At 36.2% G+C, this 15,002-nt stretch carries 16 protein-coding genes and 1 pseudogene; all 17 read left to right on the top strand.

Going from position 1 to position 15,002, the window contains the following annotated elements; translation table 11 throughout:
* Positions 1-315: 315 nt before the first annotated feature.
* The 17 genes and pseudogenes from BMZ41_RS09485 (at position 316) to BMZ41_RS09405 (ending at position 14,946) form a co-directional block, all read left to right on the top strand.
* Positions 316-921 carry a class I SAM-dependent methyltransferase gene (locus BMZ41_RS09485; RefSeq protein ID WP_090528987.1) on the top strand — a complete coding sequence of 202 codons (606 nt, stop codon included), beginning with the start codon at positions 316-318 and terminating at the stop codon, positions 919-921.
* A pseudogene (locus tag BMZ41_RS16100) lies at positions 882-3,362 on the top strand (DEAD/DEAH box helicase family protein). Before BMZ41_RS09485 ends, BMZ41_RS16100 begins: the two are co-directional and overlap by 40 nt.
* 13 nt (positions 3,363-3,375) lie before the next feature.
* A complete protein-coding gene (locus BMZ41_RS09475; protein WP_090528985.1) occupies positions 3,376-5,130 on the top strand; it encodes a DUF2075 domain-containing protein in 1,755 nt (584 codons plus the stop codon).
* A gap of 11 nt (positions 5,131-5,141) precedes the next feature.
* The gene (locus BMZ41_RS09470; RefSeq protein ID WP_090528982.1) at positions 5,142-5,462 is read left to right on the top strand and encodes a nucleotide pyrophosphohydrolase; all 321 of its coding nucleotides are present in this window, start codon (positions 5,142-5,144) and stop codon (positions 5,460-5,462) included.
* 27 nt (positions 5,463-5,489) lie between these two features.
* On the top strand, positions 5,490-8,462 hold the full coding sequence (locus tag BMZ41_RS09465) for a DEAD/DEAH box helicase (RefSeq protein WP_090528979.1): 2,973 nt from the start codon (positions 5,490-5,492) through the stop codon (positions 8,460-8,462).
* 13 nt (positions 8,463-8,475) lie between these two features.
* Positions 8,476-8,874 (top strand): 8-oxo-dGTP diphosphatase MutT, encoded by a 399-nt coding sequence (gene mutT / locus BMZ41_RS09460; RefSeq protein WP_090528976.1) that lies wholly within the window; start codon positions 8,476-8,478, stop codon positions 8,872-8,874.
* A 56-nt stretch (positions 8,875-8,930) separates the two neighbouring features.
* On the top strand, positions 8,931-9,215 hold the full coding sequence (locus tag BMZ41_RS09455; protein ID WP_143001995.1) for an HNH endonuclease: 285 nt from the start codon (positions 8,931-8,933) through the stop codon (positions 9,213-9,215).
* Positions 9,216-9,235: 20 nt separating this feature from the next.
* A complete protein-coding gene (locus BMZ41_RS09450; protein ID WP_090167680.1) occupies positions 9,236-9,418 on the top strand; it encodes a YccF domain-containing protein in 183 nt (60 codons plus the stop codon).
* Positions 9,419-9,431: 13 nt separating this feature from the next.
* On the top strand, positions 9,432-9,773 hold the full coding sequence (locus BMZ41_RS09445; protein WP_090167678.1) for an arsenate reductase family protein: 342 nt from the start codon (positions 9,432-9,434) through the stop codon (positions 9,771-9,773).
* A gap of 2 nt (positions 9,774-9,775) precedes the next feature.
* Positions 9,776-9,955: a hypothetical protein gene (locus BMZ41_RS09440; RefSeq protein WP_090528973.1), complete on the top strand. Its 180-nt coding sequence runs from the start codon at positions 9,776-9,778 to the stop codon at positions 9,953-9,955.
* A gap of 127 nt (positions 9,956-10,082) precedes the next feature.
* The gene (locus BMZ41_RS15635; RefSeq protein WP_176754483.1) at positions 10,083-10,394 is read left to right on the top strand and encodes a hypothetical protein; all 312 of its coding nucleotides are present in this window, start codon (positions 10,083-10,085) and stop codon (positions 10,392-10,394) included.
* Between the two features lie 303 nt (positions 10,395-10,697).
* Positions 10,698-11,198: a hypothetical protein gene (locus tag BMZ41_RS09430; RefSeq protein WP_090167671.1), complete on the top strand. Its 501-nt coding sequence runs from the start codon at positions 10,698-10,700 to the stop codon at positions 11,196-11,198.
* A 43-nt stretch (positions 11,199-11,241) separates the two neighbouring features.
* Entirely contained in the window at positions 11,242-11,976 is a 735-nt protein-coding gene (locus BMZ41_RS09425) for a YdcF family protein (RefSeq protein ID WP_242870634.1), read from the top strand.
* Between the two features lie 86 nt (positions 11,977-12,062).
* A complete protein-coding gene (locus BMZ41_RS09420) occupies positions 12,063-12,398 on the top strand; it encodes a hypothetical protein (RefSeq protein WP_090167820.1) in 336 nt (111 codons plus the stop codon).
* A 325-nt stretch (positions 12,399-12,723) separates the two neighbouring features.
* Positions 12,724-13,137: a (deoxy)nucleoside triphosphate pyrophosphohydrolase gene (locus tag BMZ41_RS09415; protein ID WP_090167666.1), complete on the top strand. Its 414-nt coding sequence runs from the start codon at positions 12,724-12,726 to the stop codon at positions 13,135-13,137.
* A 162-nt stretch (positions 13,138-13,299) separates the two neighbouring features.
* Complete coding sequence (locus BMZ41_RS09410; protein ID WP_090528969.1) at positions 13,300-14,523, top strand: EAL and HDOD domain-containing protein; 1,224 nt, start codon at positions 13,300-13,302, stop codon at positions 14,521-14,523.
* 198 nt (positions 14,524-14,721) lie between these two features.
* Positions 14,722-14,946 carry an HPr family phosphocarrier protein gene (locus tag BMZ41_RS09405; RefSeq protein WP_090167662.1) on the top strand — a complete coding sequence of 75 codons (225 nt, stop codon included), beginning with the start codon at positions 14,722-14,724 and terminating at the stop codon, positions 14,944-14,946.
* Positions 14,947-15,002: the final 56 nt, after the last annotated feature.

The following is a 15,002-nucleotide window of genomic DNA, read 5'->3' as shown; positions in this document are numbered from 1 at the left end:
GTCCGATAAACCGCACTTGGAATTGATAGCATAGAATCAGCCAAGGAGAATCCAACAGTTCAAAGGAGGTAAATGATGTTTATGGAGCGACTGATATTTTGGCTACAGAAAAAGAATCGAATTGAGAAGAGAAGCTGTGGACAATGCTGTTTGAAATGTCCTTATTTCAGTGATTGTGTGAAGGATGGAAGGTTTTAGGAAGTTGAGGTAGTGATATGCAGTATGTAGTTGTGCTTTTTGTGTTTCTAGTATTGTAATATGGTATACTAATAATGATTTGTTAAAGATAAAAAGGACTTAACAAAGGAGACTAATTTGGCAGCAAAAGACCATACAATAGATTATTACAACACTAACGTAAATGCGTTTTTTGATACGACAATAAATGCTGATGTAAGTGAACTTAGACAGAAATTCTTAGAGTATATTCCGGCTAGTGGATGTATCTTAGATTTTGGTTGTGGTTCAGGGAGAGATACAAAAGTTTTTTTAGATGCAGGATATAAAGTAGATGCTATGGATGGATCAAAGGAATTATGTGAAAAAGCATCGGCATATACAGGGATAGATGTAAAAAATAAGTTCTTTGAGGACTTAGATGAGATAGAAAAGTATGATGGCATCTGGGCATGCTCATCCATATTACATCTGGATAAGAGGCATCTTAAGCCGGTGCTTCTAAAAATGATAAAGGCTTTAAAACCAGAAGGCGTTATTTACACATCATTTAAATATGGTGTTTTTGAAGGGGATAGAAATGGAAGATTCTTTACTGATTTTACAGAAGAATCTTTCACTGGGTTTATAAAAGACATTACAGAACTAGAAATAAAAGAGACTTGGATTACCAGTGATGTTAGACCAGGTAGAGGGGAAGAAAAATGGCTGAACTTAATTCTAAAGAACTGCAAGAAGAATTAGGATATCCAGTTGAATATGAAGAAACTGACGTTATGACAGGGGATTACGACAAATGTGTCCAGCTTTATTATCAGCTAATCAATAGTATGAATAAAGCTAAGAGCATCGATATTGTTGTGTCTTTCCTCATGGAGTCAGGTGTTAAGATGATATTGAAGGACCTTGCAGCATCCATTGAAGCAGGGGCTAAGGTTCGTATTCTTACAGGTAATTATTTAGGCATTACACAGCCTTCAGCATTATATTTGATTAAGCATGAATTGGGAGATAGGGTAGATTTACGATTCTATAATGATTCATCCAGATCATTTCATCCGAAGGCATATATATTCCACTACGATTCTTTCAGTGAAATATATATTGGCTCATCCAATATTTCGAGAAGTGCTCTGACATCTGGTATAGAATGGAACTACAGATTTACAAGCACAAGAGATCCAATTAATTACAAAAAGTTTTATCAGACTTTTGAAGATTTATTTAAGAATCATTCTATTGTTGTTGATGATGCTGAGCTTAAGAGATATTCAAAATCCTGGCATAGACCTGCAGCAACAAAAGACTTAGATAGATATGACAAAGATGAAAATAAGATAAATGTAACCAGTATTTTTGAGCCTAGAGGTGCTCAAATTGAGGCAATTTGCGCACTTGAGAATTCAAGAGCCGAGGGAGCAAAGAAAGCACTGGTTCAAGCTGCAACTGGAGTAGGCAAAACATATCTGGCAGCTTTTGATTCTAAGAATTATGAGAGAGTATTGTTTGTTGCTCACAGAGAAGAAATCCTAAAGCAGGCTGCCAGGTCTTTTGGTAATGTTAGAAATTCTGATGATTATGGTTTCTTTAATGGCTCAGAGAAGTGTAATGATAAGTCAGTTATTTTTGCATCAGTTTCAACATTAGGCCAATAGAAATATCTAAGCGAAGAATATTTCCCAAAGGATTATTTTCAGTATGTAGTAATCGATGAGTTTCATCATGCTGTAAATGATCAATACATGAGAATAGTTAATTACTTTGAGCCGGAGTTTATGCTTGGGTTAACAGCTACACCAGAGCGTATGGATGGCAGAAGTATTTATGAAATATGTGACTACAATGTTCCTTATGAAATATCTTTAAGAGAAGCTATTAACAAGGGAATATTGGTTCCGTTCCATTATTATGGTATTTACGATGATACCGATTATAGCAAGTTACATGTGGTTAGTGGCAAGTACGATGAGAAGGAATTGAACGAGACTTACATAGGAAATGTTCATCGTCACGATTTGATTTACAAAAATTATCGTAAATACGGTTCAACTCGTGCACTAGGATTTTGTTGTTCTAGAGCTCATGCAGAGGAGATGGCAAAAGAATTTAATGCTAGAGGTGTAAAAGCAGTTGCTGTTTATAGCAATTCTGACGGGGAGTTCTCCGAAGATAGAGAAATTGCTATTGAGAAGCTCAAGAAGGGTGAGATTGAAATCATCTTTTCGGTAGATATGTTTAATGAAGGCGTGGATATTGTTGATCTGGACATGGTTATGTTCTTACGTCCAACAGAATCACCTATTGTTTTCTTACAGCAGCTAGGTCGTGGTCTTAGAAAAGCAAATGGTAAACGATATTTGAATGTGCTGGACTTTATTGGTAATTATGAAAAATCGGGAAGAGTTCGTTTCTTTCTGAAGGATAGCATTTCAAGTAAAAGTGTTATTACTTCTCAAAGAACGGAAGACCTACCAGATGATTGTCAGATAGATTTTGATTTACGATTGATAGATCTTTTTGAGGAGATGGACAAGAAGCAGATGAAGCTCAGTGAACTCATCTATAGTGAGTTTTTGAGAGTTAAGGAAGATTTGAACCACCGTCCATCTCGTCTGGAACTATTTACATATATGAGCGATGAAGTATATCAGTTGTTACTGGGGCGCTCTAAGGAAAACATTTTTAAGGATTACCTGGAGTTTTTGCATAAGCATAATGAACTAACACTCGAGGAAGAAAAGTTTTACGGTGGAATCGGTAAAGAATTCATAAAGCATCTTGAGAATGAGCAAATGACGAAGGTATATAAGATGCCTGTGTTAAAGGCTTTTTACAACGATGGTAAGGTGCTTATGGAAGTTCATGAGGACCAGTTGTTAGCTTCATGGAAGAAATTCTTTAATACCGGTTCAAACTGGAGAGATTTAGATCCGAAGAAAACGTATGCCGATTATTTAAAGATAACGGATTCTGCTCATTTAAAGAAAATCTTCACAATGCCAGTTCACTTCTTGGTTAATTCGGGAAAGGGATTCTTTATCGAGGTAGATAAAGGCATTGGGCTTTGCAATGAGCTTTACGAGATAAAAGATAATCCTATTCTGGCTGAACAGATGAAGGATGTAATAGAGTATAAGACTATGGATTACTATAGTCGTAGGTTGAATTTAGAAATATCCAATTAGAAGGAACAGATTTATGAAAAGTAGTGTTGCGAAACCTATTATTAGACAAATAAAAGATACTCGTGATGCGCTTGATTATTTTGAGCAGGTTACACTTCCAAGTGAGGATGAAAAGACCCAGGAGATAATTAAGAATTTTCCTACAGTGTATATACATAATTGGAATGAATCCGATGATTATGAAGTGTATGTTGGCGAATCAAATGATATCTTTAAACGTACACGTCAGCATTACGATGCGGCAGTTGATAAATCTAGGTGGCAAAGTAGGCTTTTGGAGAAAAATGCCAGGTTATTTATTATAGGACACGAACATTTTAATAAGTCGCTGACACTTGACATTGAAAACCGCTTAATGCATTACATGATGAGTATTGAGCGAGTTAGAAAGGTACATAATCTTAGAGATAATCCACAAACAAGTTATTACCCTATGGAAGAATTAGATGAGATTTTCTCTAAGATATGGAAAGATTTAAGGAAAGAGAACAAGGTACTTTTCCCTAGTGAAAGTGTTATCAAAGATTCCGCAATATATAAAGCATCACCTTTACACAAGCTTACAAAAGAGCAAGAGGATGCTCGTGATTTTATTATTTCTAAGGTCTCAAAAGCTTTGGAGGTAGGAGACACAGAGCAGCTAATCTTTATTGATGGCGAAGCAGGTACCGGAAAAACAGTTTTAAACAGTAGTACTTTTTACGAATTATATTGCAGAGCTGAAGAGAATAATACAGATTTGAAATGTCATCTTTTAGTTAATCATGATGAACAAATTACAGTATATGAACAGATTGCTGATAAGCTTGGATTGACAGAAAAATATGGTAAGGTCGTAAGTAAGCCAACTACTTTTATTAATAATCATTCTGAAGAGGAGCCTGTTGATGTTGTTTTTGTGGATGAGGCGCACCTACTTCTTACTCGAGGAAAACAATCTTACAGAGGAAAGAATCAATTACAGGATATTATTAAAAGAGCAAGGGTCACTGTAGTTATGTTTGATGAAAATCAGATACTTACTACTGAACAATTCTGGGAAGCACATATACTTGATCAGTATCGTAATATTGCAAAACAAAATGATAACCATATTGTTTTGCATCAACAGCTTCGAATGCAAGCTGATCCAAAAACCATGGATTGGATTGATTCTTTTACAAAAAATTGTGAGATAAAAACCATACCAGTATCTGAATCTGGTTATTCCATAAAAGTATTTGAGGATCCAGAAAAACTAGATAACGAAATTAGAAAAAAAGCAAAAGATAAGAATTCATCTCTTTCAAGAGTTATAGCTACATATGATTGGGAGTACAGTGCAAAAAAAAGGCCAGTTAACCATCTTTTGAAATATTGGGAAGTACTTGTTGGTGAGTGGCATAAGCCATGGAACCGTGAACTTGAATTGGAATTAACGCAAAAAGAAAAAAGGGATATTAAAGGATTGGCTTGGGCAGAACAACCACAGACAATAGACGAGGTTGGATCAACATTTACGATTCAGGGGTTTGATTTGAATTATGCAGGAATAATACTTGGACCATCTGTAAAGTATCGTGATGGAAAGATTATTTTTGATCCTTCAGCAAGCCATAATAGGCTGGCCGTACAGAACAGAACTCTTTCAGATGGTACAAGTAGAAAATTTGGAGAGATGTTATTACAACATGAGGTCAGAGTTCTTATGACGCGTGGTGTTAATGGAATGTATATATACGCTTGTGATCCAGAGTTACAAAAGGCATTAATTAATGCATCAAAGTAGGGAGAAAGTCAATGACTGATAAAACAATCGCACGAATAAGAAAATTTACAGAAGATAGAGACTGGGACCAGTTTCATGCACCAGTTCATCTTGCAAAATCCATTGTAATTGAAGCAGCAGAGCTTCTGGAATGCTTTCAGTGGGATAACGATAAGTACGACGTTGAACATGTTAAAGAAGAGCTTGCAGATGTAATGGTATATTGCCAGAACTTGGCAGATAAGCTTGGGGTTGATCCTGATGAGATTATTAACAAGAAGATGGATCAAAACGAGGCTAAGTATCCAGTGGAGAAGGCTAAGGGAAAAGCTGATAAGTACGACCAGTTATAAATAAAAAGTTGATGGAGATAATGGTTAATGTCAAACATTGATGAATTAAAACAAGGACTTGAAACTGCATATATAGATGGAAACGTTGTATCTAATCTTGCCTATAGACCTCAGTTTGTCTCAAACAATTATAAAGAGGGTAAGAAAGTTATTTCATCCATTGAAGAGGAACTAGCTTCATGTGATAGCTTTCAAATTAGTGTTGCTTTCATCACAATGGCAGGCATAGTTCCATTATTCCAAATTTTAAAAGAGTTAGAAGAGAGAAATGTTCCAGGAAAGATTCTAACTACTAATTATCTAAATTTCAGTGAACCTAAAGCACTTCAAAAACTAAATGAATATGGAAATATTGAGATTCGAATGTATGATGTAGATGCTGCTGAGGAAGGTTTTCACACTAAAGGATATATCTTTAAGAAGGATGAGATATATAGAATCATAATTGGAAGTTCAAACATTACGAGTTTAGCCCTTACCAGTAACAAAGAATGGAATACCAAAATTGTTTCAACAGAGCAAGGCGAAGTTGCGGGAGAAATTGTTGCTGAATTTAATGAGCTTTGGAATTCTGAGTATTCACTGAGCTTTGATGCATTTTATGAGAATTACACTCAAACATATAAATTAATAAAAGAACAGCGTGAGATTGCGAGAGCAAGTGAAGTTACTTCAATTGAAAGTTATAAATTAAAACCAAATAGTATGCAGGTTGGTTTTATAACTAATCTTAAAAAGATAGTAGATAGTGGGGAAAATCGAGCTCTACTTATTTCTGCGACTGGAACAGGAAAAACATATGCCTCAGCTTTTGCAATGAGGGAACTGAGATTTAAACGTGTTCTATTTCTTGTACATAGAGGGCAGTTGGCAAGACAGACTAAGAAATCTTACGAGAGAGTTTTCGGCAATACAATCACTACCGGAATAATTGGTGCAGGTTCTTCATTGGAAGAGAATAAGGATAAGGATTATATCTTTGCAATGATTCAGACTATGAGCAAAGATGAATCATTACAACAGTTTGAAAAGGATGCATTTGATTGTATTGTTTTCGATGAAGCACATCATGCAGCTGCTAATTCATACAAAAAGATACTAGATTATTTTACTCCAGAACTGTGGCTTGGAATGACTGCTACTCCGGATAAGCGTGATGATAATATCGAAGGAAGAAATATATACGAAATATTCAATTATCAAATTGCTTATGAGATAAGACTGCAGCAGGCTATGGAAGAGAATCTACTTTGTCCTTTTCATTATTTTGGAATTAGAGATATCTCTATTATTGGAGATGATGAAGATGCACATAGAGATTTTAGTGTTCTCACCAGTGATGAACGAGTAAGGCATATTTTAGAACAAACACAGTATTATGGTTACTGTGGTAATAAAGTAAAAGGGTTAATATTCTGTAGTGGAATAAAAGAATCTGAAGCTTTGTCTGCAAAGTTTAATCAGATAATAAATCCTGACACAGGAAGAAAGTTTAGAACTATTGCATTAAATGGTGATGCAAGTGAAGATGCCAGACAAGAAGCGTTTGAAAGACTTGCAATGGACGAGGCTGATGCAACAGAAAACATGCAGCCACTTGATTACATTTTTTCATATGAAATTCTGAATGAAGGTGTAGATATTGTTGAGGTAAATCAGGTTGTAATGTTACGGCCAACTCAGTCTCCAATAGTATTTATTCAACAGTTAGGAAGAGGGCTTAGAAAAGCAGAGGGAAAGGAATATGTTGTAATAATTGATTTCATAGGAAATTATAATAACAATTTCATGATTCCTATAGCTTTATCAGGTGACCGTACATATAACAAGGATAATATTCGTAGATACGTAATGGAAGGTGGAAGAATTATTCCAGGAGCTTCTACGGTTCATTTTGATGAGATATCAAAGCAAAGAATCTTTAAGTCAATTGATAAATCAACATTACGCTTAGCTATGCTTAAAGAAAAGTATGGTGAGCTAAGAGATCGATTAGGTAGAATTCCTTCGATTATCGATTTTTATGAACAGGGCGAAATAGATCCTATGTTGTTTATCGAATATACGAAGGAGTCATATCATTCGTTTCTGAAGAGAGTAGAGCCTTATTACAAAGTATTTTTTTCACCAGAGCAGGAGGCAATGCTGTCTTTTGTTTCGCAGCTTCTTGTAAATGGAAAGAGACCACATGAGTTATTAATCTTAAAATCTATGCTTCAAGGCGATTCTAATGTTTGTAGTGATGCAATTCATTTTAAGAATACGCTTGAGAATGTTGGTGGAACATTTAGAGAAGAAGATTATGAGTCAGCATTGAATGTTCTTGGCTTGAACTGGATTAATTCACAGGCCGAAAGAAAAAAGTATAGCCTTATAAAGTGGATTGATGACGATGAAGCAAAAAGACAACGTTTTAAAAGGACTAGTATTTATGCATTAGCGTTATCAAATGGAGAGTTCAAAAAGCAGTTGGCTGAGGCAATAGAATTTGGTTTGCTTAAGTACAAAGATAATTACAAAGAAGCTGACGAAAACAATCTTGTTTTGTATCAGAAGTACTCTAGAAAAGATGTCTGCAGAATATTAAACTGGAAGACAGATGATAGTTCTACTGTTTATGGTTACAGATATAAATATGGTACGTGCCCAATATTCGTAACATATAATAAACAAGAAACTATTTCTAAATCGACCCAGTATCATGATTTTTTTATTAATGAGCAGATGTTTAACTGGATGACAAGAAGCAAGGTATCAATGGATAGTAAGGAAACACAACAGATAATACATGCTAAAGACAACTCTGAAAAAATATTCTTGTTTGTAAAGAAAAGTGATGATGAAGGATCTGATTTTTATTATATGGGAGAAGTTTCTCCTATCATGTGGCAACAGACCACAATAAAAAATGATAAGGAAGAAGAACTTCCAATAATGAATTTCAAGCTCAAGCTGAAGAATCCTGTTAGAGAGGATTTATATGAATATCTTGTAAACTAGGAGGATAATTTTTATGAAAACAGTTCGTGTAGTAGCAGCGGTAATATGCGATTCTATTGAGAACAAAACTAAAATTTTTTCTACGGCTCGTGGATACGGAGATTTTAAAGGTGGCTGGGAGTTTCCTGGTGGAAAGATTGAAGCAGGTGAGACTCCTCAAGAAGCGGTGGTAAGAGAAATCAGAGAAGAGCTGGAAGCTACTGTTAAGGTTGGAGAATTAATTGATACAATTGAGTACGATTACCCAACATTTCATCTTTCTATGGATTGCTTCTGGTGTGAAGTGGAGTCAGGAGAACTAAAGTTGCTTGAAGCTGAGGCTGCAAAATGGCTTTCTAAAGATGAGTTGGATTCTGTAGAATGGTTGCCTGCGGATATTACTTTAATTGATCAGATAAGGCAGGCTATGTAAAAGACGTCGTTGCTGCAGGGCTTTGTGCTTTGCAGCACTTTTATTATAATAGATTCATGAACAGACGAAGACGCAAGGAGTCATTAAAGAATCAAATATGGATGAAGACAGGTGGTGTTTGTGCAAAGTGTGGCAAGGCAGTTGAGCCAGATAAGCGCACCATAGACCACTTCATACCAAAGTATCACGGTGGAACTGATGACATCAGGAACCTTATTCCTATGTGCAAGGCTTGTAACAGGGCCAAAGGTTCACGATTGGTGTCTATAGAGGATTGCTGTCCATATTTGAGTGAAGAATACAGGGCATTGGCTATTAAGTATTCAGGCGAAAGTAAATGATTTGTTAGAGGGGATAGATAATGCGATTTATTGGAAATGTGATATGGATAATCTGTGGTGGCTTACTAAGTGCTCTGGGGTGGTGGATTGCAGGAGCATTATGGTGCATTACAATCATAGGAATTCCATTTGGAAAGCAGTTTTTTAAGATAGCAAAGCTTTCATTGGCTCAATTTGGGCAGAGAGTAGTGAAGGTTAATTAGAGAGGACATATAGATGAATATACAAATCTTTGGCACTAAGAAGTGCAATGATACAAAGAAAGCTGAGCGATTCTTCAAGGAACGCGGCATTAAATATCAGTTCATTGATATGAAGGAAAAAGGCATGAGCAAGGGCGAATTAACAGCTGTAGCTAATGCCAATGGTGGAATAGATGCCATGATTAATCCGGATGCAAAGGATAAGGATGCGCTGGCTTTGATTAAGTATATTGCTGAGGAGGATAAGCTGGAGAAACTGCTTGAGACTCAGCAGGTAATCAAGACACCGGTTGTTAGAAATGGAAAGAAGTCCACATTAGGTTATCAGCCTGATGTGTGGAAGAATTGGGAGTAGTTATGAATAAGAAAGACCAAATAACAGTAGAAAACTTTGTAAGCACAGGAATGGAGCTTGAGACTCTGTACACCTGCTTTCCAGATTTTTCTAAGGAAGAGATTGCAGAGATTTACAATAACTACAAGGATAATCAGCCTGTAGATGCTGATGGGCATACAATGAGCATTAACTGCTCATAGGAATAAAATCGGAGGGGGAAATAAATATGCGCCAACAGTTACTGTTGCCCCGATAACAACCAAGATTCACAAAAATCTTCCTACACATGTATTGATATGCAATATAGGCGGGATAAAAAGAAAGTCTGTGACACTGAAAGAGCTGGGGGTGTTAGATGTAGATGCTTATAAAATAGATGCCATGGTGGAACTTGATATAAATGCTGCTATACCAAAGGTAGGCAGTATATTATATCGCCAGCTTCCAGGTATTGCTAACCTTATTGTCATAGTAAAGCCTAACGCTACGCTCGAGCCCCATAAGGTGGACCCTGCATTCAAAGACATCTGTCTGATTGCTGATAAAGAGACCATCTTGTGTGGTGTAGGAGCCTTTTTTAGGCAAAGGCTTGTAGGATTTTATGGTGTAAGTTTCGTAAATGCCATCTTCATTCTGTAGGCGAAACTTCAGGGGGATGACTGAACCATCAGCCTTAATCTGGCAAATTACATCGATTTTATCAAAAACTCTTTTTAATCCGTTGTACATCAAAATTACTCCTAATCTATTCGAAAATACGTTCTGTTTTTATATAATCACTATACACCCTGAAACTAAAAAATTCAATCGAACATGCGAACAAATTTTCGCTTTTTTCTCGAACACGCTGGAAGTGTGGTAAAATCAAGTTGATACTTGTGGAAACTGTGGCTAAAATACAATTAGATTTTAATTACAATTAGCACTTTTGGAGGGGTTGCTATGCAGGAAAAATTGAAAAAGATAAAGATTCTCTTTGGTGATGTGGACAATACATTGTTATGCCTGAAAATGTACAATGAAGAAGGCAAGCGTGTTGTTGGTTTTGAGAGCCCTGAAGACTGGCTTAGATTCAATATCAATAATAATGCGTATATTAAGTGTCAAGCACCTAGGGGAGTAAAGAACCTAATAGATAATTTGCATTTTAATCAGGGAGTGAAGGTCTATGGCCTCACTGAATGCAGTAATTCTTTTGAGTACAATTCAAAGTATAATCGCTTGAGAGAATGTTACCCTGGTGTGTTTGAGCATCATGGAGATTTGATATCCACTGAGAGCCGTCATAAGAAGGTACTTATCATGAAAATGATTGCTGAACGTGATGGCATAAATATGGATGAAATCATGTTTATTGATGACAGTTATACGGAAATCATGGAGGCCTTTGGTGCTGGAATTCTTTCCATGCACACAACAGAGGTTATGGAGCGATTTATGTGAATGGGAAACAGAAGAAATTAAGAGTTTAGAGGCGATAAATAAAGTGCTTAAAAGATTTATATATGCTGCACTAGCAGTTCTTTCATTAATATATTCAATTACTGTTTTTCTTGTAGGCAGTGGAACCTTCTCATTTATCATATGGATATTCGTGTCTATCTTCTTCGGATTCCTATGGTTCATGGAGAAAAAGAAGCTCTGGGGAAAGGTACCTACAATTATTAGAAAGATATTTAGAGGACTTGTAGCCTTAGGGCTAGCAGTATTTATTATCTGCCAGGGATGTATTCTCACACAGTTCTTTTCAAAAGGAGACGATGGAGCGGACTACATTATAGTTCTTGGAGCTCAAATGAGAGACTGGGGGCCAAGTGTTGTTTATAAGTATAGATTGGATGCTGCAGTGGAATATCTTAACAATAATCCTGATACAATAGTTATAGTAACTGGAGGTCAGGGAGCAAATGAATTCATCAGCGAAGGTGAAGGTGGAAAAGCGTATCTTATGGAACAGGGGATTTCAGAAGATAGAGTACTTGTAGAAAAAGAATCCCTTGATACCAAGCAAAACATTACTAATGCTTTTGTGATGATAGAAGATGATGAGAACACCAAGATTGGTATCGTAACCAATAACTTCCATCTTTTTAGAGGAATTCTTCTTGCTAAGAGATATACTGATGCTGATATAACGGGCATCGCAGCATTTACAGAATATCAATTCCTACCTAACAACATGGTTCGTGAAACATTTGGAATTTTGAAGGATATATTATAATTTAGCTTATTTATTATCCTGTGACAGGTGTATGGTTTTCAGATGAGGGAATCATTATCGGCGAAGCCGATTCAATAAGGAGAATTATGGATACAAGAATAGAATGGGCTAGAAGCAGGGATGAATTAGTGCAGGCTATAAGGAGTCTGGGATTTCCTGATGAGCTTGGAGTGCAAATTGCAAAGATGCTTGGCAGTCCCAAGGCGATGCAAAGGATGATGGCTTATCTTTATAATGTAAAGCCAAATACAGCTGAGCTTATAGTGGATGAGGCACTTGCTATTTGCAGTGATATAGATAGATGGCGGGAGAAGAAAGCCAGTGAGGCTGCCAATGCGAAGTATAATGAAATGCTTTACTACGGATTAGATGCGGAGGATGAGAAGGCTAAAGGGAATAACTGTAAATATTTTGAGCTGTAAAGGCTGCCAGCAGGAGGTGCCTGAATTAGTCAAGCATATAATTTAGAAAATTTTAAAAAAATTATATGCTCAAATAGGAGAATTCTATGAGGAAAATCTTGTTCTAAGCATATAATAATGCCATTTTTTGAAAAATTATATGCTTGAACAGACAAAAAGCAATGAAAAATGGCTTCACTGAGCATATAATAATGCCATTTTTTCAAAAATTATATGCTTGACCGGCAAATAAGCTATGAAATAAAACCCTACTGAGCATATAAATTCAAGCAAAATGACAAAATTATATGCGCAATCAAGAAAAACAGCGTGGAGAATAAAGGTCATGAAAACAATAAAAGTTGTTGCAGCAGTTATCTGTGATTCAATAGAAGAGAAAAACAAGATTTTCGCAACCGCAAGAGGTTACGGAGATTATAAAGGTGGCTGGGAGTTCCCAGGTGGCAAGGTGGAGGCTGGGGAGACATCTGAGCAGGCTCTTATAAGAGAGATACAAGAGGAACTTGATACTCTTATAGAGGTTGGGCCCTACATAGATACGATAGAATATGATTATCCTACCTTCCACCTGTCGATGGATTGCTTCTATTGTGAGGTGAAGGAAGGACGCCTGGAATTAAAAGAGGCTGAAGCTGCAAAGTGGCTCACAAGAGATACATTAAATGATGTAAACTGGCTGCCAGCTGATATTACACTTATAGATAAGATTAAATCAGACATGCAGCATAGGTCAAACTAAAAAAGAGCATTAATTGTTCCTAGAATGCTAGCTTTTTTCGTGTCAATAATTGAATATAAAAATGTGGAGTGCTATAATTAATTATAAATATTCAGACAATTCTGTCAGAATACTTTATGGGGTTTATATTAAAATTACGGGGCTTAAAAAAGGAGAAGGGTTATGCTAGCTACATTAGTACCACTATTTTACGAAGACATGTCTGTGGCTTCATACTGCTTGTATGCACAGAAGGAGAACATGTTTGAAAATCCACATTTACTTGCTGCAGGAAAGTACGATGGAGCAGGTTCAATCGTAGGTATCGAGGTATTCGAAAGTATCTCAGAGGACGATTTAGTAGCAAATTGTGACATTATTATTCCTATTAACAATATTTCATTATTTGCTAACATTGAACAGCAGTTGACTGGCTTTGATGGACGTATCGTTCTTCTTATGGACCATTCTATAAAGCCAGAGGATTCTTATAAAAAGCGTTTACATGATTTGAAGAGTAAGGGCTTTAAATTAGGAATAAAAGATCTTCCAATTGCCAGCGTTGACGCTTATAAGGAAATGCTTGACGATTTCGATTTATTCCTTGTTAATGCAGATGAAGGTGATGTTGTAGAACAGGCTCAGGCCTTCAAAAAGGTATTACCAAAGATTACATTCTGCGCTGAGAATCTTCATACAAAGGAAGAGTTCGGTAAGGCGAAGGATTCTGGTCTATTCAAGATTTTCGAGGGTACATTCTTTAGAGTTCCTATTAATACTCAGGATACAGAAGTTACTCCTATTAAGATTAACTATATGAAGCTCATGACCGTAATCAATCAGTCTGATTTTGATTTGGAGGAAGTAGCTAATGTTGTAGCACAGGATCCAGCATTATCTATCGAGCTTCTTAAAATTGCCAACAAGCTTACTATTAATTCAAATATAAGATCAATTAACCAGGCAACAGCTCTTTTAGGACAGAAAGAGATTCGTCGCTGGTTAAATACTACATTATTTAATGAGCTTGCTGCTGGTAAGCCAAATGAGATTACAAGACTTTCACTTATCAGAGCTAGATTTGCAGAGAATCTTGCGCCAGCCTTTGATTATGCTATGCGTAAGGACGAGCTTTTCCTTATGGGATTGTTCTCATTGTTAAATCTCATTCTTGATATGCCAATGGAAGATGCGTTAGATCAGGTAGGTGTTAGCGCTGAGATTAAGAAAGCTCTTGTTAATGATGACGGTATTTTCTCACCACAGCTTGAGTTCCTTCTCAGCTATGAAGCTGGTGACTGGCAGGAAGTATCACGTTTGATGGTTCTTCAGGATATCGAGATGCATGTCGTATATGATGCTTATGTAGAAGCCTTGAAGTGGTATGGCGACATGTTTATAGAATAGTTAAATATAATCATAAACGGTCATATATTATTGCGTAACAAGCCTCGGGTATTTATATCCGGGGCTTTGTATTTGATATAGGACAAAAGAATTGATTATTTGTGAGCAAGTTTTACATTGACACAGCCGTGGAAAAATGTTATATAATACTAAGCAATTTTAATTTAGTGTTTGTTTATGTAATAGGAGTTTTTTACAATGTTTAAAATTAGATTAGAAAATACAGCAGATGCAGAGGAATTTGTTAAGGCAGCATCTGAGTGCGGCGGCGATGTTGATTTACACAGCGGCGTTGTTTATATCGATGGAAAGTCACTTTTAGGTGTCATAGCAATGGGCATCAAGAGAGAGATGAGTGTTCATCTTAATAATCCAGAGGATTCATCTTTTAAGAATGCTGTACAAAAGTTCGTTGTTGCATAAAATCGAATAATGTATAATAAAGCCTGTGAAATAATCACAGGCTTTTTTGATGCCTG

This window comes from Pseudobutyrivibrio sp. UC1225, from assembly GCF_900115215.1.
In the GTDB taxonomy this organism is placed as follows: domain Bacteria; phylum Bacillota; class Clostridia; order Lachnospirales; family Lachnospiraceae; genus Pseudobutyrivibrio.
Note: the sequence above shows the minus strand (reverse complement) of the source record. Positions and strands in the feature narration are given on the sequence as shown.

Coding starts and splice junctions, on each gene's coding strand:
- BMZ41_RS09475 (WP_090528985.1), top strand. CDS start 3,376: ATGAAAAGTAGTGTTGCGAAACCTATTATTAGACAAATAAAAGATACT.
- BMZ41_RS09470 (WP_090528982.1), top strand. CDS start 5,142: ATGACTGATAAAACAATCGCACGAATAAGAAAATTTACAGAAGATAGA.
- BMZ41_RS09465 (WP_090528979.1), top strand. CDS start 5,490: ATGTCAAACATTGATGAATTAAAACAAGGACTTGAAACTGCATATATA.
- mutT (WP_090528976.1), top strand. CDS start 8,476: ATGAAAACAGTTCGTGTAGTAGCAGCGGTAATATGCGATTCTATTGAG.
- BMZ41_RS09455 (WP_143001995.1), top strand. CDS start 8,931: ATGAACAGACGAAGACGCAAGGAGTCATTAAAGAATCAAATATGGATG.
- BMZ41_RS09450 (WP_090167680.1), top strand. CDS start 9,236: ATGCGATTTATTGGAAATGTGATATGGATAATCTGTGGTGGCTTACTA.
- BMZ41_RS09445 (WP_090167678.1), top strand. CDS start 9,432: ATGAATATACAAATCTTTGGCACTAAGAAGTGCAATGATACAAAGAAA.
- BMZ41_RS09440 (WP_090528973.1), top strand. CDS start 9,776: ATGAATAAGAAAGACCAAATAACAGTAGAAAACTTTGTAAGCACAGGA.
- BMZ41_RS09430 (WP_090167671.1), top strand. CDS start 10,698: ATGCAGGAAAAATTGAAAAAGATAAAGATTCTCTTTGGTGATGTGGAC.
- BMZ41_RS09420 (WP_090167820.1), top strand. CDS start 12,063: ATGGATACAAGAATAGAATGGGCTAGAAGCAGGGATGAATTAGTGCAG.
- BMZ41_RS09415 (WP_090167666.1), top strand. CDS start 12,724: ATGAAAACAATAAAAGTTGTTGCAGCAGTTATCTGTGATTCAATAGAA.
- BMZ41_RS09410 (WP_090528969.1), top strand. CDS start 13,300: ATGCTAGCTACATTAGTACCACTATTTTACGAAGACATGTCTGTGGCT.
- BMZ41_RS09405 (WP_090167662.1), top strand. CDS start 14,722: ATGTTTAAAATTAGATTAGAAAATACAGCAGATGCAGAGGAATTTGTT.